Origin of the sequence: Microbacterium sp. Se5.02b, assembly GCF_019464375.1 — a bacterium.
Taxonomy (GTDB): domain Bacteria; phylum Actinomycetota; class Actinomycetes; order Actinomycetales; family Microbacteriaceae; genus Microbacterium.
The window spans coordinates 1,802,481-1,822,402 of the sequence record NZ_CP080491.1; the positions used below are offsets into that span (position 1 = coordinate 1,802,481).

Sequence of the window (19,922 nt, forward strand, 5' to 3'; positions counted from 1 at the left end):
ATCGTGGCTGTCATGAGCGAAGCCGTCCCGACGCCGTATGAAGACCTGCTCCGCGATGTCCTGGAGACCGGCACGCATAAGTCCGATCGCACGGGTACCGGCACCACGAGCGTCTTCGGTCGGCAGATCCGCTTCGACCTTTCGAAGGGCTTCCCCCTCATCACCACGAAGCGTGTGCATTTCAAGTCGATCGCCTACGAGCTGCTCTGGTTCCTGCGGGGCGACTCGAACGTCGGGTGGTTGCGCGAGAACGGCGTCACGATCTGGGACGAATGGGCTGACGAATCCGGCGACCTCGGTCCGGTCTACGGGGTCCAGTGGCGGTCCTGGCCGAAGCCCGACGGCGGGAGCATCGATCAACTGTCCGAGGTGATCGAGCAGATCCGACGCTCTCCGGACTCGCGGCGATTGATCGTCTCGGCGTGGAACCCGGCGGAGATCCCCGACATGGCTCTCGCGCCCTGCCACGCGTTGTTCCAGTTCTACGTCGCCGACGGCAAGCTCTCCTGCCAGCTGTACCAGCGCAGCGCCGACATGTTCCTCGGTGTCCCGTTCAACATCGCCTCCTACGCGCTGCTCACGAAGATGATCGCGCAGCAGGTCGGACTCGAACCGGGTGACTTCGTGTGGACCGGCGGAGACTGCCACATCTACGACAACCACGTGGAGCAGGTGCGTGAGCAGCTCAGCCGCGACCCGTACGACTACCCGACGCTGAGTTTCGCCAGGAAGCCGGACTCGATCTTCGATTACCGCTACGACGACTTCGTCGTGTCGGACTATCAGCATCACGCCCCGATCCGCGCAGCGGTGGCCGTATGACGTGGGTCGGGCTGATCTGGGCGGAGGCGCGCGGCGGCGTGATCGGCGCCGAGGGCGGAATGCCCTGGCACGTCCCCGAGGACCTCGCGCATTTCAAGGAAGTGACCCTCGGAGCGCCGGTGGTGATGGGCCGCAAGACCTGGGATTCGCTTCCTGAGCGCTTCCGCCCGCTCGCCGGTCGAGACAACATCGTGGTCACCCGGCAACAGGACTGGTCCGAGAAGGGTGCGCGTCGGGCAGCGACGGTCGCCGAAGCCGTGCGCGGACTCGACAGGGTCTGGGTCATCGGCGGAGCGGAGATCTTCCGACAGGTGATCGGCGACGCCGATCGGCTCGAGGTCACCGAGCTCGACCTTCAGGTCGCCGGAGACACCTACGCGCCGCCGAAGACCGGCTGGCGCCTCGTCGACGAGGGGGAGTGGCACACATCTCGCTCCGACATCCGCTATCGCTTCCTCGGATACGAGCGCTGATGCCCACTGCGCTGATCACCGGGGCCAGTGCCGGATTGGGCGCCGAGTTCGCTCGTCAACTCGCGCGACGTCGCGCCGATCTCATCCTCGTCGCCCGCTCTGCGGGTCCGCTGGAGGAGCTCGCCGCCGAGTTGCGTCGTGAATACGGTGTCGCCGTCGAGGTCCTCCCTGCGGATCTCGCGGAGGTCGGCGATGTCGAGAAGGTCGCCGCGCGGCTCCGTGATGTCTCGGATCCCGTCGATCTGCTCGTCAACAATGCCGGCTTCGGGTTGCCGCTGCAGTTCGCAGACAACGACCTCGAAGATGAGGTGAGGCACCTCCGCGTGCACGTCGAAGCCTCCATGCGTCTCATGCACGCCGCGCTCCAGTCCATGCGAGGGCGAGGCGGGCGCATCATCAACGTGGCTTCGGTGGCCGGCTTCATCTCGCGATCGACCTACTCGGCCTGCAAAGCCTGGCTGATCGGCTTCAGCCGGTGGGCGAACGCCGAGTACAGCAGTGACAGGGTCTCGGTGACCGCACTGTGCCCGGGTTTCACACACACGACGTTCCACGAGCGCATGGGGCTGGCTGTGGGGCAGGAAGGCGTGCCGAGCATCATGTGGTTGGACGCGCACGACGTCGTGCGCACCGGGCTGCGCGATGCCGCCCGTGGTAAGGCGGTGTCGGTGCCGTCGGTGCGCTACAAGGTGATCGTTGCTGTGGCCCGCTTCTTGCCGAGCTCGCTCACCTCGCGCGTGGCAAGGCGAGGTCGCGTCTGAGACGCAGGTCTCAATGGAACCTGCCGAGCGCGATGCCCGCCATCGCGACCGCGGCGATGGTCTCGCCGTCGGTGACGTCACCCGCCGCGATCATCCTGAGCACCTGTTCGAAGGGTACCCAGGAGACCGCCTGGATACCCTCTTCGGCTTGAGTCGCGGCGGCGTCCTCGGAGGCGGCGAGTGCCCGGACGCCGCGTGCGAGGAACACATGCTCACGCGCCTCGGCGATCCCGTTCAATGCGTACATGGAGCCGAGCGACGTCCAGTCGTCCGCCTCGTACCCGGTCTCCTCGCGCAGTTCCCGCTTCGCCGCCGCGAGCGGGTCTTCGCCGTCGCTGCCCCCAGCCGGGATCTCCGTGCTGACGCCCACCGTGTATCTGTCGATCGTGACCAGGCACATACGGTCTTGGTCATCCACCGCGACGATGAACACGGCTGGATGCCAGGTGGCGACGACGCCATAGATGCCATCGGCGCCGTTCGGACCCGAGACGGCGTCCTCACGCACCCGGATCCAGGCGTTCTCGTACTTCGACTCGGTACGGTGCGTGACCCATCCCATCCCCCGAGCGTATGCCGAGCCGCGCCGGCACTCGGCACGGAGGACGCATCGTCGACGTGACCGGACGAGTCACCGCGTCCGCATGAGCGGTATCCGACCAGATACGCTGGGAACATGACGCACTCGGGCAACCCTTTCGGACAGGTCCTCGTCGCGCTCGTCACTCCGATGACGGCCGACGGCGAAGTCGACTGGCCCGCCGTCGAGAAGCACATCGATGACGTGATCACCGCAGGCGCGGACGGCATCGTCGTGACGGGAACGACCGGCGAGACGTCGACACTGACGGACCCCGAGAAGCTCAAGCTCGTCGAGGTCGGCAAGTCCGTCGCTGCGGGCCGTGCCAAGATCATCACCGGCGGCGGCTCCAACGAGACGGCGCATGCGATCGAGCTGTACAAGGCCAGTGAGAAGGCCGGCGCTGACGGCATCATGATCGTCACGCCCTATTACAACAAGCCGACGCAGGCGGGTATCCTCACGCATTTCCGCCTGGTCGCGGACGCGACGGACCTCCCGGTGATCCTCTACGATATTCCCGGCCGCACGGGGGTGCCGATCAAGTACGAGACGATCCTCCGGCTCGCGAAGCACCCGAACATCCTCGCGGTGAAGGACGCCAAGGGCGACTTCTCGGAGGTCAGCCGCGTACTCAACCAGACCGATCTGATGTACTTCTCGGGCGACGACGCGAATGTGCTGCCGCACCTCGCGATCGGAGCCGCAGGCCTCATCGGCGTCACCGCGAACGTGGCTGCTGCGCCGTACCGCACGATCATCGACGCGGTCAACGCGGGCGACCTCACCACGGCCACCGCGGAGCACAAGCGCCTCGAGCCCCTGGTGCGCGCGGTGATGACGCACGTGCCGGGAACCGTGGCAGCGAAGTACATCCTGCACGGGCTCGGACGCATCTCGAGTCCGCGTGTGCGCCTTCCCCTCGTCGGCCCGGAGGAGTGGGAGGCCGCGCTCATCGAGGATGAGCTCGATCTCGTCAAAGACGTCCCCGGTGCCGATTTCTCGAACTTCCGACCCGACCGCAATGCGGCTGCGGGTGGTGCCCTGCCGAAGGTGCACGGCACGACGCGCTGAGACGCGTCACCATGAACGAACGGACGCGCGGAGTGTCCGACTGAGGAGACAGCATGTCCATTCCCCTGGTAGCACCGGCCGCTCTCGACGAAGGGACGCTGCGGGTCATCCCGATCGGCGGTCTCGGCGAGATCGGTCGGAACATGACGATGTTCGAGTACGGCGGCAAGATCCTGATCGTCGACTGCGGCGTCCTCTTCCCGGAGGAGCATCAGCCGGGCGTGGACCTGATCCTCCCCGATTTCGAACCGATCCGCGACCGACTCGACGACATCGTCGGGGTGGTGCTCACGCACGGACACGAAGATCACATCGGTGCCGTCCCGTACCTGTTGCGCCTGAAGAGCGATATCCCTTTGATCGGCTCCGGCCTCACGCTCGCGCTGGTCGAGGCGAAGCTCAAGGAGCACCGCATCAAGGCCTTCACGCTGACGGTCAGAGAGGGCCAGGAGGAGCGGGTCGGACCGTTCGACCTGGAGTTCGTCGCGGTCAACCACTCGATCCCCGACGCACTGGCCGTCGCGATCCGCACCCCTGCGGGCATGGTTCTCGCGACGGGCGACTTCAAGATGGATCAGCTGCCTCTGGACGGACGGATCACCGATCTGCGGGCATTCTCACGGCTCGGTGAAGAGGGCGTCGACCTCTTCCTGGTCGACTCGACCAACGCCGACGTCCCCGGCTTCACCCCGACCGAGCGCTCGATCGGCCCCGTGCTCGATCAGGTGATCGGCAAGGCGCCCCGCCGCGTCATCGTCGCGAGCTTCTCCAGCCACGTGCACCGCGTGCAGCAGGTGATCGATGCGGCCGCCGCACATGGTCGTCGCGTCGCTTTCCTCGGTCGGAGCATGGTCCGCAACATGACGATCGCGGAGCAGCTGGGCTACCTGAAGGTGCCCGACGGCGTCCTCATCGACTTCAAGAAGGCGCGCGACCTGCCCGACGAGCAGATCGTCTACATGTCGACCGGTTCTCAGGGAGAGCCGATGGCTGTCCTCAGCCGTATGGCGAACATGGACCACGCGATCGAGGTCAGCGAAGGGGACACCGTGATCCTCGCTTCGAGCCTGATCCCCGGCAACGAGAACGCCGTGTATCGCGTCATCGACGGACTCACCAAGCTCGGCGCGAACGTGGTGCACAAGGCCAACGCTCGCGTGCATGTCTCCGGCCACGCGGCGGCGGGTGAACTGCTCTACTGCTACAACATCCTGAAGCCGAAGAACGTCTTGCCGGTGCACGGCGAGTACCGGCACCTGATCGCGAACGCCAAGCTCGCGCAGGACACGGGCATCCCGGAGGACAACACGTTGATGGCCTCGAACGGTACCGTGATCGACCTCAAGGACGGCGTCGCGCGGGTCACGGGTCAGCTCGACCTCGGGTTCGTGTACGTGGATGGATCGACGGTCGGCGAGATCACCGACGCGGACCTCAAGGACCGACGGATCCTGGGGGAGGAGGGGTTCATCTCCGTGATCGTGGTCGTCGACGCGGCCACCGGTCGTATCATCTCCGGCCCCGAGATCCACGCGCGCGGCGTGGCGGAGGACGACGCGGTGTTCGACGATGTCACGCCCAAGATCGTGGCGGCGCTCAAGGAGGCATCCGGGAACGGCGTCCGAGACACCCATGCCCTGTCGCAGATCGTGCGACGGACGATCGGCCGGTGGGTGAACCAGCGTCTGCGTCGTCGTCCGATGATCGTCCCGCTTGTGATCGAGGCGTAGCAGCAGACACGACCGAGGGCTCTCGGTGAGACCATCCGGTCTCGCCGAGAGCCCTCGATCGTCATGTGGCGAGGGAGGCTGCGGTCAGTAGCCGGTGGACGATCCGCCCGTCGATCCGCCGGTCGACCCACCGCCGAAGCCGCAGAAGCAGTTGAAGAGCGCCTGGATGAAGTAGAAACAGCAGAACATCTTTCCTCCTGATATGTAACATGTTACGTGGACGAGGCCAACTATACCCAAGTGCGACTGCCTTCGGTACTCACGGCTGCCCGACATGGAGACGTAACACCCGGGTCCTAGGCTCTCGTCATGGACAGGGGATTCGCCCTTCGCAGGGCGGCGCAGACCGATGCGGGGTTCCTCGGCGACATGCTCGTGGAGGCGGCGAACTGGCGTGCCGGCGGAGTGCGTCCACGACATGAAGTGCTGATGTCTCCGGAACATCGGAGATATCTCGCGGGGTGGAAGCGAGCGGCGGATGACGGTCTCGTGGCGACGGAGACCGACGGCCTTCCGGTCGGCGCGGCGTGGTATCGGATGCTCCCGCAGAACGCGCCAGGACTCGGGTTCGTCGGCGTCGCGGTACCCGAGCTGATCATCGGCGTGCATCCGCTCTGGCGGGCACGCGGAGTCGGTCGTTCGCTCTTGCGCGGCCTCATTCAGCTCGCCGCATCGCAGGGGCACGCGCGGATCAGTCTGAGCGTCGAGCGCGACAACTTCGCCCGCAACTTGTATCGTGCCGAGGGATTCGCCGTGGTGGCGGAAGGCGCAAGGCGCGACACCATGGCGCGTCGCACGGCCTGATCGACCGCGTCGGATCCGCGGAAAGCCGCGTCATTGCGCGGGGATGTCGGGTGTTGGCCGTAACGTGAGAGCATGGCCAGGAGTACCACGAAGACAGAGCGCGCGTCGACCAGCGCACCGTCGCGCCCCAAGCGGCAGACGTCTCCCAAGGCCCAGCCCGCTCCGAAGAAGTACATCGACGAGCCCGACAAGCCCCCCGTCGCGGTCCGGGCGTGGATCGGACTGGCGCACGGCGTCGGAGGCCTCTTCCGTGCCTTCGGACCCGAGACCCTCGAGAAGGACGACCGCCGCGACGGTTTCCCCTTCCTGCTGGTACTGCTCGCCGCGCTCGGGGCCGTGAACGAGTGGTTCTTCATCGGCAATGAGGTCGCCGCGAACATCAGCGCCTACTCCGTCGGCCTCTTCGTCGGTCGCGTCGCCTTCATCATGCCGGTGCTTCTTCTGCTCCTGGCGGGGTGGCTGTTCCGCCATCCCTCCTCCGTGCACGACAACGGGCGCATCGGAATCGGCTTCGGTCTGTTCGTCCTCGCGCTGTCGGGCATCTTCCACGTCGCCGGCCCCCGTCCCCATCCGAACCAGGGCATGCCCGCCCTCAGCGAGGCCGGAGGTCTGCTGGGGTGGCTGGTCGGTCAGCCGTTGACGTATCTGACGGACATCCCCGCGTACATCATCCTGTCCCTCCTCGCAGCGCTCAGCATCCTGATCCTGACGAAGACTCCGCCGAACCGCATCGGCTCTCGACTCGGTGACCTGTACGCATGGATGTTCGACGCGGAGCGTCCCGCCAAGCCCTCGGCAGACGCAGCGGCGATCGACGACGCCGACAAGGTCGACGACCCCGACGTGCTGCCCTGGTGGCGCCGGAACAAGACCGGCCGCGAAGAGGATCCCGACGAGGGCACACTCGGCTCCGACGACATCACCGCGCTGCTCAGCACCTCCGAGCCGACGCCCGCCTACGACCAGGCGGTCGTGGTCGAGAATCCCTATGACGCCGCGACCGAGGTGCTGTCCGACGTCCGCTCGGTCGCCGACTCGCTCGCCGAGCAGCAGACCACCGCGCTCCTCGATGACGCCTCCGATACCGGTGAGGTGCCGGATCTCCCTGGCCTCGACGGGTTCGGCACCGAAGGTCCCGGCGACCGGGGCCCGCAGGCGCCGGTGGCTCCGTACATCCTTCCGTCTCCCGGGCTCCTGGTCGAAGGTCCGCCCCCAGTCCTGCGGTCCGAAGCCACAGACAAGGTGATCGAGCAGATCACCAGCGTGCTCACGCAGTTCAAGGTGGACGCGAAGGTGACCGGTTTCTCCCGCGGTCCGACGGTCACGCAGTACGAGGTCGAGGTCGGACACGGCGTCAAGGTCGAGAAGATCCTGCAGCTGAGCAACAACTTCGCCTACGCCGTGGCGTCGAACGACGTCCGCATCCTCTCGCCGATCCCCGGAAAGAGCGCGATCGGCATCGAGATCCCGAATGCCGACAAGGAGATGGTCGCCCTCGGCGACGTGCTCCGCTCGCCCGCCGCGCAGAAGAGCACCCACCCGATGACCATCGGCGTCGGCAAGGACGTCGGCGGCAACATCGTCATCGCGAACCTGGCGAAGATGCCCCACCTCCTCGTCGCGGGATCCACCGGTTCCGGTAAGTCCAGTTTCGTGAACTCGATGATCACGAGCCTGCTGATGCGGGCGCGGCCGGCCGATGTACGCATGGTCCTGATCGACCCGAAGCGGGTCGAGCTGACGAGCTACGCGGGCGTTCCGCATCTGATCACGCCCATCATCACGAACCCGAAGAAGGCCGCCGAGGCGCTGCAGTGGGTCGTGAAAGAGATGGACATGCGGTACGACGACCTCGCATCGTTCGGGTTCCGCCATATCGACGACTTCAATCGCGCGGTGCGTGCCGGCGAAGTCGAGGTCCCCGTCGGCAGTGAGCGGGTGCTCAAGCCGTACCCCTATCTCCTGGTCGTGGTCGATGAGCTCGCCGACCTCATGATGGTCGCCCCGCGCGATGTCGAGGACTCGATCGTCCGCATCACCCAGCTCGCGCGCGCGTCCGGGATCCACCTGGTCCTCGCGACGCAGCGACCCAGCGTCGACGTCGTCACCGGTCTCATCAAGGCCAACGTCCCGTCGCGACTCGCGTTCGCTGTCACCAGCGTCACCGACAGCCGCGTCATCCTCGACAGCCCGGGCGCCGACAAGCTCATCGGTCAGGGTGATGCGTTGTTCTCGCCGATGGGGTCCTCCAAGCCGTTCCGGTTGCAGGGCGCGTGGGTCGATGAGAAGGAGATCGACGCGGTCGTCAAGCACGTCACGCGTCAGGCTCGTCCCGACTATCGTCCCGACGTGCAGGAGGCCCTGGAGCCGACCAAGAAGAAGGAAGTCGACGAGGACATCGGAGACGACCTGGAGCTGCTGCTCGCGGCCGCTGAACTCATCGTCTCGTCGCAGTTCGGCTCGACGTCTATGCTTCAGCGCAAGCTGCGTGTCGGATTCGCGAAGGCGGGTCGGCTGATGGACCTCCTGGAGTCCCGCGAGATCGTTGGACCCTCCGAGGGGTCGAAGGCCCGAGACGTTCTCGCGACAGCGGAACAGCTGCCGCAGGTGATGGCGAAGCTGCGTGGCGAGGATGTCCCGGCGGCTCCGTCCGGTGCCGCATCGCCAGCAGCCCCTCCCGCCCCGCCGCTGCCTGCTGCGCACGATCCGATCGCTGCGCAGTACGAGGGGCTCCCCGAGGTGGAAGCCGAGGGCGATGAAGATGCCTGGGGCCTGACGGGACGCGACTGATGACCATTCCTCGGCAGCTGCCCAACGCCATCACGGTCGCGCGCATCCCGCTCGCAGTCATCTTCTTCGTGCTGCTGCTGCTCGGCGGAACGTATGGTGATCTCGCACCCGCACTGCGCTGGACCGCAGCGATCCTCTTCATCGTCGGGATATCCACCGACTGGGTCGACGGATACCTGGCGCGCAAGTACGACATCGTCAGCGACTTCGGCAAGCTCTGGGATCCGATAGCCGACAAGATGCTCACGGGTGCGGGGTTCATCGGTCTGGCCATCCTCGGCGAAGTCTCCTGGTGGATCGTCGCGATCATCCTGGTGCGCGAGTGGGGGATCACCGTCCATCGCCTGATGGTCGCCAGTGAGCATGTGGTGGCCGCCGCCTGGATGGGCAAGATCAAGACGGCCTTCCAGGGTGTCGCCCTCGGCTGGGCGCTGCTTCCACTCCACGTCCTGATGGGACTCGAGGCCTGGACGCTGGTCACGTTGGTCCTGATGATCATCGTGCTGGTGCTCACAGTGGCCAGCGGTGTCGATTACATCGTCGCGCAGGTGCGCGGATCCCGACAGAAGCGGGCATGAGCGCATCCGTCGCCGTCTCCGTGTTGTCGGCGTTGCGCGAGCGCGGATGGACCATGGGCGTCGCCGAGTCGCTCACCGGGGGTGCGTTGTGCGCCGAGATCGTCTCGGTCCCCGGCGCATCGTCTGTGCTGCTCGGCGGAGTCGTGGCATACGCGACGGAGGTCAAGGCCACAGTGCTCGGTGTCGAGGGTGAACTCCTGGCGACGTACGGACCGGTGCACCCCCAGGTGGCCGAGCAGATGGCCGGCGGCGTGCGTCGCGTCGTCCGAGTGGGGGGAAGGGTCGCCGACGTCGGCGTTTCCACCACCGGGATCGCGGGTCCCGATTCGCCTGACGGGCAGCCGGTGGGGACCGTGCACATCGGCGTCGTGACGCCGACCGCCTCGCGGACGAAGGCGTTCCTCTTCCACGGCGATCGTGAAGAGATACGCGCGAAGGCGGTAGAGGCTGCGCTCGTCGAGGTGCTCGAGACCCTTGCGGAATAGTGTCGGTGTCGCTGGGGTTATCTCAGGTGTGCTCACATTCAAACCACAGAGTGCAGGGGTAGATTCTGTGCATGCCAGGCGTACTAGACTGGCTGTCTCATCGGGGGAGACCTCGATCGATCACTTGGGGAGGAGGTTCCGATGATTCTTGTACGACAAGAAATCGGCGATGTGCTGAGGGACTTCCGCCTGCAGAAGGGGCGCACGCTCCGGCAGGTCGCAAGCAAGGCTTCGGTTGCGCTCGGCTACCTCAGTGAGGTCGAGCGAGGTCAGAAAGAGGCGTCGAGCGAGATCCTCGCGTCGGTTGCCGATGCGCTCGATGTGCCCATCTCCACGATCATGCGCGAGGTCGGCGACCGCATCTCCGTCCTCGAGGGCATCCAGGTGTTCCCTGACGTCGTTCCCGACGACCTCGTCGCTTCGGTCGAGCCGCAGCTTTCACTGCACTGACCTCCCACAGGGGAACCGATGCGTCGTAGCGAGTTCCTTCGCGCCGTGGATACCGAGTTCCAGGCGCGAGCCACTTCGCTCGTGAACGACCTCGGGCTGACGGCTCTCCGAGGCCGGACCGCAGTGGAGGCTCTCGCTGACGGAACCCCACCCCGGGAGATCTGGCTCGCTCTCTGCGCCGAGATGGATGTCCCCGCGGACCGCCGCTACGGCGTAGGCCGTCAGGAGCCGCGCAAGCGCTGAGTCCGACTCGCCCTGTGTCCGCAACATACGGGACATGGTGTGCCAATTCCGGCGTGTCGTCGAAGATGTGTTCGAAACGAGCGTAGTCTTCTGCACAAGTGGTTCAGAGAAGCCGATCTGCACATCCGGTGGGATCGCCGAGTCGTTGTCGGTGGCCCCTCCTACGGTGGAGAACAAGCCGAAGAGCCATACGCCTTGTCGGAGAGTTTCTCCCAGCCGGGAGCGCCGCGACAGCCTACAGGCGGCACCACGCGCGCAGAAGGAGCACATCATGCCATCACCCGCCGACCGCGAGAAGTCCCTCGAGACCGCCCTCGCCCAGATCGACCGCCAGTTCGGAAAGGGCTCGGTCATGCGGCTGGGCAGCGATGAGCGCGCCCCCGTGGCCGTCATCCCCACCGGCTCCATCGCCCTCGATGTCGCCCTCGGCGTCGGAGGGCTCCCGCGTGGCCGAATCGTCGAGATCTACGGGCCTGAGTCCTCAGGTAAGACGACCCTGACCCTGCATGCGATCGCGAATGCGCAGCGCGCCGGTGGCATCGCAGCCTTCATCGATGCCGAGCACGCGCTCGACCCCGACTACGCGGCGAAGCTCGGCGTCGACATCGACGCACTTCTCGTGTCGCAGCCCGACACAGGTGAGCAGGCCCTCGAGATCGCCGACATGCTCGTCCGGTCCGGTGCGATCGACCTCATCGTGATCGACTCCGTCGCGGCGCTCGTGCCGCGAGCCGAGATCGAGGGCGAGATGGGTGACTCGCACGTCGGTCTGCAGGCCCGACTCATGTCGCAGGCACTGCGAAAGCTGACCGGTGGTCTGAACCAGACCAACACCACGATGATCTTCATCAACCAGCTCCGCGAGAAGATCGGCGTGTTCTTCGGCTCGCCCGAAACCACCGCGGGTGGCAAGGCGCTCAAGTTCTACGCTTCCGTCCGCATGGACATCCGTCGTATCGAGACGCTCAAGGATGGAACCGACGCCGTCGGAAACCGCACCAGGGTGAAGGTCGTCAAGAACAAGATGGCTCCGCCTTTCAAGCAGGCCGAGTTCGACATCCTCTACGGGGTCGGAATCTCGCGCGAGGGCAGCCTGATCGACTTCGGTGTCGAACACGCCATCGTGAAGAAGTCGGGCTCGTGGTACACCTACGACGGCGATCAGCTGGGTCAGGGCAAGGAGAACGCACGCACGTTCCTGCTCAACAACCCAGACATCGCACTGGCTATCGAAACGCAGATCAAGCAGAAGCTCGGCATCGGTGCCCAGGTCGCGGCGCCCGCGGCCGCCGACGAGCTCGCAGAGCGTCGTCCGGCCTGATGAACGACGCTCGTGGGGGCGATCCCGAGCGGATCGCCCCCATCATCCCGCTCTTCGGCGGCGGTCAGGGAAGACGGCGCACAAGCCCGAGCGCCCTCACGCCGATGAAGAGCCTGCTGTGGACGTCACGCGGCCTCAGGTCGGTGACGCCGGGCTCTGGCGTTCGACGTGGGACTCCCCGTCCATCGGAGGGCCGCGATCCGGTGCGCTCGATGGGGCAGCCCCAGCGACCGTCATCCTGCGCGCGGAGCGTCCCGCAGGCCCGGATCCGATTCGCCGCACACGACGGCGACCGAGGCTCCCCGTCTTCGGGCGCTGAGCGGACAAAATTCGGCGCCTGCCGATGGGGGTGCGGAGTCTGTCGACGAGGCCCGCGTCGCGGCGGAGGAGTCTCTCGTGCGCAAGTTGCGCGCCCGTTCGCTGTCCGTCTCCGAGGCCCGGCAGGTGTTGCGCGGTTTCGAACTCGAATCGGGAATCGTCGACGACGTCATCGACGATTTCTGTCGTCGAGGCTACCTCGACGACGAGGCCCTCGCCGGTGTCCTGGTGGTGTCGGGGGTGGAACGGAAGGGGCAGGGGAGAGTGGCCCTTTCCCGCGCGCTCGCCCAACGTGGCATCCCTCGGGATGTGATCGACGGGGCGCTCGACGAGCTGCCGGACGACGACGACGAGCGAGCGCTCGATTTCGCCCGTGGAAAAGCGCGCTCGCTGAGCCGACTCGACCACGACACCGCGCTTCGGCGTCTGGTGGGGCAGTTGTCGCGGCGCGGGTACAACGGTTCTGTGGCGATGAAGGCGGCGAAGGCGGCGCTGCGGGAGGCGACGTTCGGTGGGTCGACCTCCGGCGTCCGGTTCGTCGATTCCGACTGAGAACGTCGCAGCTGTGCTCGGAAGCGGCTCGTACAATGGTTCAATCATGACTATTCCGCGCAGCGAACCGACGATCATCAGCGCCTCGTCGGCGGCCGTCGACGTCGACGGGCGACAGCGATCGTATGAAGTGCGCACCTTCGGGTGCCAGATGAACGTGCACGACTCCGAGCGACTCTCCGGGTCGCTGGAGAGCGCCGGCTACGTGCGAGCCCTCGACGGCACCGAAGCCGACGTGGTGATCATCAACACCTGTGCGGTGCGTGACAACGCGGCGGGCAAGCTCTACGGCACGCTCGGGCACCTCGCTTCCGTGAAGCGCCGCAAGGAGGGCATGCAGATCGCCGTCGGCGGCTGTCTCGCTCAGATGGACAAGCAGGCCGTGCTCGACAAGGCTCCGTGGGTCGATGTCGTCTTCGGCACGCACAACATGGGCTCACTTCCTGGTCTGTTGGAGCGCGCGCGGCACAACGGCGACGCGGAGCTCGAGATCCTCGAGTCGCTCGAGGTGTTCCCTTCGACGCTGCCGACGAAGCGCGACTCCGCCCACAGCGGATGGGTGTCGATCTCCGTCGGGTGCAACAACACCTGCACGTTCTGCATCGTGCCGAGCCTGCGCGGCAAGGAGAAGGACCGTCGTCCCGGTGACATCCTGAACGAGATCCGCCTGCTCGTGGACGATGGTGCGATCGAGGTCACGCTCCTCGGACAGAACGTGAACTCCTACGGGGTCGAGTTCGGGGACCGTCAGGCCTTCGGTAAACTGTTGCGTGCGGCCGGCGAGATCGACGGGCTGGAGCGCATCCGCTTCACCAGCCCGCACCCGGCAGCCTTCACCGACGATGTGATCGACGCCATGGCCGAGACGCCGAGCGTGATGCCGCAGCTGCACATGCCGTTGCAGTCAGGCAGCGACCGCATCCTCAAGGCGATGCGACGCTCCTACCGCAGCGAGCGGTTCCTCGGCATCCTGGATCGGGTTCGCGCCCGCATCCCGAATGCCGCGATCACCACCGACATCATCGTCGGGTTCCCCGGCGAGACGGAGGAGGACTTCGAGGACACGATGCGGGTCGTCGAGCAGGCTCGCTTCTCTGCTGCCTTCACGTTCCAGTACTCCATCCGCGAGGGGACACCCGCCGCGACGATGGAAGACCAGGTGCCGAAAGAGGTCGTCCAGGAGCGCTACAACCGCCTGATCGCCCTGCAGGAGCGGATCTCCCTGGAGGAGAACCAGAAGCAGGTCGGCCGCGAGATCGAGGTGCTCGTCTCGACCGGCGAGGGCAAGAAGGACGCCGAGACCCACCGGCTGACGGGCCGCGCCGAAGACAATCGCCTCGTGCACTTCCAGGTGCCAACGGGGTCCGATCTCCCGCGGCCCGGCGACGTCGTCACGGTGACCGTCACGCACGGCGCACCGTTCCACCTTCTTGCCGACGACCCCACCGGGGCTCCGTTGCGGATTCGTCGCACGCGCGGGGGAGACGCCTGGGATCGTTCGCAGGCGGAGTCCTGTGCCGTACCGACCCCCGCCGCCGACGGCGGTCCACGTGCGGTGTCTCTCGGGCTTCCGACCCTCCGCGTCGGCGTGTGACCGAACCTCGCCTCTGGGCGATCGTCGGGGCGACGGGCACGGGGAAGAGCGACCTCGCGCTCGACCTCGCCGAGGCGCTGCGTGCGCGGGGCAACCCGGCCGAGATCGTGAACGCCGACGCGATGCAGCTGTATCGCGGCATGGACATCGGCACGGCCAAGCTGCCCGTCGCCGAGCGTCGCGACATACCGCACCACCTGTTCGACGTCCGCGAGGTCCACGAAGACGCGGCGGTCGCCTGGTACCAACCAGCGGCGCGGGCCGCTATCCAGAGGATCCACGACAACGGCGGAGACGCCATCCTCGTCGGCGGCTCCGGTCTCTACGTCTCGAGCGTCGTGTACGAGTTCCACTTCCCGCCCAGAGACGCCGAGATCCGGGCCCGGCTCGAGCAGGAGATCGAGACCGAGGGGCTGGCCGGCCTGCTGGAGCGTCTGCACAGGCTGGACCCCGAGGCCGCCGCGAAGGTGGACCCGCGCAACAGCCGACGGGTCATCCGCGCCCTGGAGATCCTCGAGCAGGGGAGCAACACCCATGGCGCAGCACTGCCCGCGCAGCCGGTGCCGTGGCATCCGCATACCCGAATCGTGGGGCTGCATGTCGACCGGGCCGCTCTCGTGACCAGACTCGACGCCCGTGTCGAGCAGATGTGGGAGGCGGGTCTCGTCGACGAGGTCGCAGACCTCCGCGCGCACGGTCTCGAAAAGGGCACCACGGCTCCTCGGGCCATCGGGTACGCGCAGGCACTGGGACAGCTCGATGGCGCGCTCACGACGGCCGAGGCCATCGCTCAGACGCAGGCGCTGACCCGTCGCTACGCCCGACGGCAGGTGTCGTGGTTCAAGAGGTATCCGGAGCTGGAGTGGTGGGACGCGCCAGGGAACGCGGAAGCGCTTCTGGATTCCCCACCTGTGGCCCCGGGCGACGTCTGACCTGGTGTCGGCGGCTGGTGCCATGGTGGACACATGAGCACTCATTTCTTCACGGCCTCCAGCCTCGACGGTTTCATCGCGACCGACGAGCACTCCCTCGACTGGCTGCTCACACAAGACGTCGATCCCGACGGGCCCATGGGCTACAACGCGTTCGAGAAGAACATCGGCGCGCTGGCGATGGGGGCGTCGACGTACGAATGGGTGATGCGGCACGAAGAGGGACGATGGGGATACAGCCAGCCCACCTGGGTTTTCACTCACCGTGACCTCGAGCTTCCTCAGGGCTCCGATGTGCGTCTGACGCAGGACGCCGTGCACGCGGTGCATGCCGAGATGCTCGAGGCCGCCGGAGACCGGGACATCTGGATCGTGGGAGGGGGAGATCTCGCCGGACAGTTCGCCGACGCCGGACTTCTGGATGAAGTCTGGGTGCAGTATGCGCCGGTCACATTGGGATCCGGGGCGCCGCTGCTGCCGCGGCGGCTCGATCTGGAGCTGCTCGAGGTGGCACGGAACCGCAACTTCCTGTGCGGCCGCTACGCCGTCGTCTCTCACCCCTAGTCGCGCTCTCTAGACTGGACGCATGGTCGCATTCACCAAGGGTCACGGCACGGGCAACGACTTCATCATCATCGCCGACCCTGACGGAGTGTCCGATCTCTCTGTGGAGCAGGTCGCGGTGCTCTGCGATCGCCACTTCGGGATCGGCGCAGACGGCATCCTCCGCGTGGTGCGCTCTTCGGCGATCGCCGACGGTGCCGCCGCGTTGGCGGAAGAGCCCGCGGCCGAGTGGTTCATGGATTACCGGAACGCCGATGGCTCGATCGCGGAGATGTGCGGTAACGGGATCCGTGTCTTCGCGCACTACCTGGTGCGCGCAGGGCTCGCGACCATCGAGCCGGGGTCGACGCTCCCCATCGGCACTCGGGCAGGCGTGCGCGACGTGACGCGGAGCGCGACCGGCTACCAGGTCGATCTCGGACGGTGGAAGCTCTCCGGCGATGACCCGCTCGTGCGGGTCGACGGACTCTCGGTCACGCGCCCTGGCCTGGGGATCGACGTGGGCAACCCGCACGTCGTGGTGGCGCTCGCGTCCGAATTCGAGCTCGCGTCGCTGGAGCTGCACCGTGCGCCGGAACTCGACCCTTCGCTGCCGGCGGGCGCCAACGTCGAGTTCGTCGTGCCCGGTGAGCCCCTGGTGCGCGACGCCGTCGGGCATGTGCGCATGCGTGTCTTCGAGCGGGGAGTGGGCGAGACGCTCAGCTGCGGCACCGGCGTTGCTGCGACGGCCCTCGCCGTCCGCTACTGGGCGGGCGAAAGCGCCCCTAACAACTGGCAGGTCGAGGTGCCGGGCGGAACCCTCGGAGTGCGCATGTTCCCCGCCGAAGACGGTGAGCACGTCGCGCTGTCCGGGCCGGCCCAACTCGTCTTCAGCGGTGAGATCGACCTGCTCTGAGGCGGCGAGCTCCGTGGGCGAGGCCGGTGTATCGGCCGCGTTCAGAGACCTGAGAGAGCGATCGGCTCCGTGGGCGGTGTCCCGTGCTTTCGGACCTTGAGGATCCGGTAGCCCTTGCCTGTCGCCGTGCGGAAGACGCTGTATCCGGGCTGGAACGTGGATCCGATCCAGCGTTGCAGCGAATCGGCGCCGAGGTTCCGCTGCACGACCAGCCAGGCGTCACTGCGCTCATCGAGTCGGGGGATCCACCTCTCCAAGAGTCCGTGCAGCTCGTTCTTGCCGACGCGGATGGGCGGGTTGGAGCGGATCGTGCGGAACGAGATGTGTTCGGGAACATCGTCGGGAAGTGACGCGTTGATATTGGTGAGCCCGAGAGCCGCCGCGTTGCGACGGACGAGATCGAGGGCTCGCTCGTTCACATCGACGGCCCATACCGTCGCATGTGGTGCAGCGAGGGCCATCGAGAGACTGACCGGTCCCCAGCCGCTGCCGAGGTCGAGAAGATCGCCGCCCGGGGGCACCGGGGGCATGTTGGTGAGGAGCACTGCAGTGCCGGCGTCCAGACGATCCGGGCTGAAGACGCCACCAGCGGTGGTGACTTCGAGCTCACGACCCGCGAGCGTGACGCGGATCCTACGCAGATTCTCGGGGCTTGCCGGGGCCGCAGTGAAGTAGTGATCGGACCCCATACGGCGAGCGTACCGGACTGCGCGGGCTAAGGTTAAGGCTCGCTATGAAACCCAGAGACAAGGAACGGATGACGGAGACCACAACCCCCTCCACCGACGACCACACGGTCGATCGCGTGCTCGCCAACGCAGAGAAGCGTTCAGACGTCCACGTGTTCGGCGCAGCCCAGGCGCTGCAAGACGAATCCACCGCTTCCCACGGCGACACGGACGGTGTGCAGTGGGATCTCGAGGACCGCCACGCTCTTCGCCGTGTGGGCGGACTCTCGACGGAACTCGAAGACGTCACAGAGGTCGAGTACCGGCAGCTGCGTCTCGAGAACGTCGTCCTCGTGGGTGTGTATCCCCAGGGCGCTCAGGAAGACGCGGAGAACTCCCTGCGTGAACTCGCCGCACTGGCGGAGACTGCGGGAGCTGTTGTGCTTGACGGCGTTCTTCAGCGCCGGCCGCATCCCGATGCCGCGACGTATCTCGGCCGCGGAAAGGCGCAGGAACTCAAGGACATCGTTGCCGCGGTGGGCGCCGATACCGTCATCGCCGACACCGAACTCGCCCCCAGTCAGCGTCGCGCGCTCGAAGACGTCGTCAAGGTCAAGGTCATCGACCGCACCACCGTGATCCTCGATATCTTCAGCCAGCACGCGAAGAGCCGCGAGGGCAAGGCTCAGGTCGAACTCGCCCAGCTCGAGTATCTGCTGCCACGACTGCGCGGCTGGGGTGACTCGATGAGCCGCCAGGCCGGTGGCCAGGTCGGCGCTGGTGGTGCGGGTATGGGATCGCGCGGTCCCGGTGAGACCAAGATCGAACTCGACCGTCGGCGGATCCGCACGAAGATGGCGCTGCTCCGGCGACAGATCCGCGAATTCGGTCCGGCACGCGAGGCGAAACGTGCAGAGCGCAAGCGCAACACGATCCCTTCCGTGGCGATCGCGGGATACACGAACGCCGGCAAGTCGAGTCTTCTCAACGCCCTCACCAGCGCCGGCGTCCTGGTCGAGAACGCGCTGTTCGCGACGCTGGATGCGACCGTGCGGCGTTCCGAGACCGAGGACGGCCGCGTCTACACGCTGACCGACACCGTGGGCTTCGTGCGCAACCTCCCTCACCAGCTCGTCGAAGCGTTCCGCTCGACGTTGGAAGAGGTCGGTGAGGCCGATGTCGTCCTCCATGTGGTGGATGGATCACACCCCGACCCGGCGGGCCAGCTGCAGACGGTCCGTGATGTCCTCGGCGACGTCGGCGTGCGTGACCTCCCGGAGATCGTGGTCTTCAACAAGGCCGATCTGATCGACGACGACGAGCGGTTGGTTCTGCGTGGCCTTCAGCCGCACGCCCACTTCGTGTCATCCCGATCGGGCGAGGGCATCGCCGAACTCCGCGCCGTCATCGAGGAGGCGCTTCCTAAACCCGCCGTCGAGGTGCACGCGGTGATCCCGTACGACCGAGGCGACCTTGTCGCCGCGATCCACGAGACGGGAATGCTGCTCTCCGTAGATCACCGGGAAGCGGGCACCGCTGTGCACGCACGCGTGTCCGAGCGTCTTGCTGCCGAGCTGGCGCCGTTCGTGACGCCGGCCTGACCCCTCAACGCGCGAGGAAGCGTGCCTCGACTGTCGCGGAGAGGACGATCTCCTGTGGCTCGTACTCCATCGCCGGAGCGGCATCGGCCGCGAATGCGACTCCGCCACGAGCCTTCATCAGAGGCGCCCCCTGCGGCGGCTGACCCGTCGAGATCAACCCGACATCGGCGATCTCGACGGGAACGATGTCTTTCAGTCCGATAGCGCCGGCATACGCCCTCGCACGAATGGCAGCAACGCGGACAGCCTCGGCCGCGACCTCCTGCTCGACGCGCGTACGAGTGGCCGCAGTGAGGTGCCAGTCGACCCAGCCCACCTCGACTCCGTCCGATGCGGAGACATCCGTCACCCAGAGCGAGAGTTCGGACGCCTCCGCGAAAGTCGCCGTGAAGTCGACACTCGCGTGATAGACCGGCGCGAGGCGTTTGCCCTCGCTGTTCCACGGCCGTTCCGCCCGCACGCCGAGTTGCGTGCTGCTCCATTCGATGACCACGCCGCCTGCCGCACGCTCGGCGATGCTGCTGCGGATCGGTTCGGCGAGCTGCATCACACTCGAGACGACGTCCTGGCGCTCGGCGCCTTCGGTCCGCAGGCTCACGCGGACGGTGGCGCGTTCGGGGGCGACGCGAGCTTCGTGTTCTCCTCGGACGGTGATGGTGACTTCGCTCATGGGGCGACTCTACGCTC

The 19,922-nt window shown here is 66.6% G+C and carries 21 protein-coding genes; 18 read left to right on the forward strand and 3 right to left on the reverse strand.

Going from position 1 to position 19,922, the window contains the following annotated elements; genetic code table 11:
- Window positions 1-12: 12 nt before the first annotated feature.
- Genes K1X59_RS08895 through K1X59_RS08905 form a run of 3 tightly spaced genes read left to right on the forward strand, consistent with a single transcriptional unit; the run spans window position 13 to window position 2,056 of the window.
- Window positions 13-822, forward strand: coding sequence for a thymidylate synthase (locus tag K1X59_RS08895; RefSeq protein ID WP_183152525.1), 810 nt, complete (start codon window positions 13-15; stop codon window positions 820-822).
- Complete coding sequence (locus tag K1X59_RS08900) at window positions 819-1,295, forward strand: dihydrofolate reductase (protein ID WP_183152526.1); 477 nt, start codon at window positions 819-821, stop codon at window positions 1,293-1,295. The genes K1X59_RS08895 and K1X59_RS08900 overlap by 4 nt, the downstream gene beginning before the upstream one ends.
- Window positions 1,295-2,056: an SDR family oxidoreductase gene (locus K1X59_RS08905; protein ID WP_183152527.1), complete on the forward strand. Its 762-nt coding sequence runs from the start codon at window positions 1,295-1,297 to the stop codon at window positions 2,054-2,056. The genes K1X59_RS08900 and K1X59_RS08905 overlap by 1 nt, the downstream gene beginning before the upstream one ends.
- A 10-nt stretch (window positions 2,057-2,066) precedes the next feature.
- Here K1X59_RS08905 and K1X59_RS08910 read toward each other — a convergent pair whose 3' ends face one another.
- Entirely contained in the window at window positions 2,067-2,618 is a 552-nt protein-coding gene (locus K1X59_RS08910; protein ID WP_183152528.1) for an NUDIX domain-containing protein, read from the reverse strand.
- 114 nt (window positions 2,619-2,732) lie between these two features.
- On the opposite strand from K1X59_RS08910, the gene dapA reads away from it, so the two are divergent.
- From dapA to dapF, 14 genes are all read left to right on the forward strand, one after another.
- Window positions 2,733-3,710, forward strand: coding sequence for a 4-hydroxy-tetrahydrodipicolinate synthase (dapA, locus tag K1X59_RS08915; protein WP_183152529.1), 978 nt, complete (start codon window positions 2,733-2,735; stop codon window positions 3,708-3,710).
- A gap of 53 nt (window positions 3,711-3,763) precedes the next feature.
- Window positions 3,764-5,440: a ribonuclease J gene (locus tag K1X59_RS08920; protein WP_183152530.1), complete on the forward strand. Its 1,677-nt coding sequence runs from the start codon at window positions 3,764-3,766 to the stop codon at window positions 5,438-5,440.
- A 309-nt stretch (window positions 5,441-5,749) separates the two neighbouring features.
- Window positions 5,750-6,244 carry a GNAT family N-acetyltransferase gene (locus tag K1X59_RS08925; RefSeq protein WP_183152531.1) on the forward strand — a complete coding sequence of 165 codons (495 nt, stop codon included), beginning with the start codon at window positions 5,750-5,752 and terminating at the stop codon, window positions 6,242-6,244.
- Window positions 6,245-6,316: 72 nt separating this feature from the next.
- Window positions 6,317-9,034, forward strand: coding sequence for a DNA translocase FtsK (locus tag K1X59_RS08930; protein WP_183152532.1), 2,718 nt, complete (start codon window positions 6,317-6,319; stop codon window positions 9,032-9,034).
- On the forward strand, window positions 9,034-9,612 hold the full coding sequence (gene pgsA / locus K1X59_RS08935) for a CDP-diacylglycerol--glycerol-3-phosphate 3-phosphatidyltransferase (RefSeq protein ID WP_183152533.1): 579 nt from the start codon (window positions 9,034-9,036) through the stop codon (window positions 9,610-9,612). Before K1X59_RS08930 ends, pgsA begins: the two co-directional genes overlap by 1 nt.
- The gene (locus K1X59_RS08940) at window positions 9,609-10,097 is read left to right on the forward strand and encodes a CinA family protein (protein WP_183152534.1); all 489 of its coding nucleotides are present in this window, start codon (window positions 9,609-9,611) and stop codon (window positions 10,095-10,097) included. Before pgsA ends, K1X59_RS08940 begins: the two co-directional genes overlap by 4 nt.
- A 141-nt stretch (window positions 10,098-10,238) precedes the next feature.
- Window positions 10,239-10,547, forward strand: a complete 309-nt coding sequence (locus K1X59_RS08945; protein ID WP_026049981.1) for a helix-turn-helix domain-containing protein — start codon at window positions 10,239-10,241, stop codon at window positions 10,545-10,547.
- A gap of 18 nt (window positions 10,548-10,565) precedes the next feature.
- On the forward strand, window positions 10,566-10,790 hold the full coding sequence (locus K1X59_RS08950) for a DUF3046 domain-containing protein (RefSeq protein WP_183152535.1): 225 nt from the start codon (window positions 10,566-10,568) through the stop codon (window positions 10,788-10,790).
- Window positions 10,791-11,061: 271 nt separating this feature from the next.
- On the forward strand, window positions 11,062-12,111 hold the full coding sequence (recA, locus tag K1X59_RS08955; RefSeq protein WP_183152792.1) for a recombinase RecA: 1,050 nt from the start codon (window positions 11,062-11,064) through the stop codon (window positions 12,109-12,111).
- 396 nt (window positions 12,112-12,507) lie between these two features.
- Window positions 12,508-12,981: a regulatory protein RecX gene (locus K1X59_RS08960; protein WP_258567194.1), complete on the forward strand. Its 474-nt coding sequence runs from the start codon at window positions 12,508-12,510 to the stop codon at window positions 12,979-12,981.
- Between the two features lie 46 nt (window positions 12,982-13,027).
- A complete protein-coding gene (gene miaB, locus K1X59_RS08965; protein WP_183152793.1) occupies window positions 13,028-14,575 on the forward strand; it encodes a tRNA (N6-isopentenyl adenosine(37)-C2)-methylthiotransferase MiaB in 1,548 nt (515 codons plus the stop codon).
- The gene (miaA, locus tag K1X59_RS08970; protein WP_220174154.1) at window positions 14,572-15,507 is read left to right on the forward strand and encodes a tRNA (adenosine(37)-N6)-dimethylallyltransferase MiaA; all 936 of its coding nucleotides are present in this window, start codon (window positions 14,572-14,574) and stop codon (window positions 15,505-15,507) included. The genes miaB and miaA overlap by 4 nt, the downstream gene beginning before the upstream one ends.
- Before the next feature lie 33 nt (window positions 15,508-15,540).
- Window positions 15,541-16,071, forward strand: a complete 531-nt coding sequence (locus K1X59_RS08975) for a dihydrofolate reductase family protein (RefSeq protein ID WP_183152537.1) — start codon at window positions 15,541-15,543, stop codon at window positions 16,069-16,071.
- 22 nt (window positions 16,072-16,093) lie between these two features.
- Entirely contained in the window at window positions 16,094-16,966 is an 873-nt protein-coding gene (gene dapF, locus K1X59_RS08980; RefSeq protein WP_220174155.1) for a diaminopimelate epimerase, read from the forward strand.
- 41 nt (window positions 16,967-17,007) lie between these two features.
- Here dapF and K1X59_RS08985 read toward each other — a convergent pair whose 3' ends face one another.
- Window positions 17,008-17,655 (reverse strand): class I SAM-dependent methyltransferase, encoded by a 648-nt coding sequence (locus K1X59_RS08985; protein ID WP_183152538.1) that lies wholly within the window; start codon window positions 17,653-17,655, stop codon window positions 17,008-17,010.
- A 68-nt stretch (window positions 17,656-17,723) separates the two neighbouring features.
- Here K1X59_RS08985 and hflX point away from each other — a divergent pair, with 68 nt between their 5' ends.
- Window positions 17,724-19,235, forward strand: coding sequence for a GTPase HflX (gene hflX / locus K1X59_RS08990; RefSeq protein ID WP_183152539.1), 1,512 nt, complete (start codon window positions 17,724-17,726; stop codon window positions 19,233-19,235).
- 4 nt (window positions 19,236-19,239) lie between these two features.
- On the opposite strand, the gene K1X59_RS08995 is transcribed toward hflX, so the two are convergent.
- Entirely contained in the window at window positions 19,240-19,905 is a 666-nt protein-coding gene (locus K1X59_RS08995; RefSeq protein ID WP_183152540.1) for an SIMPL domain-containing protein, read from the reverse strand.
- Window positions 19,906-19,922: the final 17 nt, after the last annotated feature.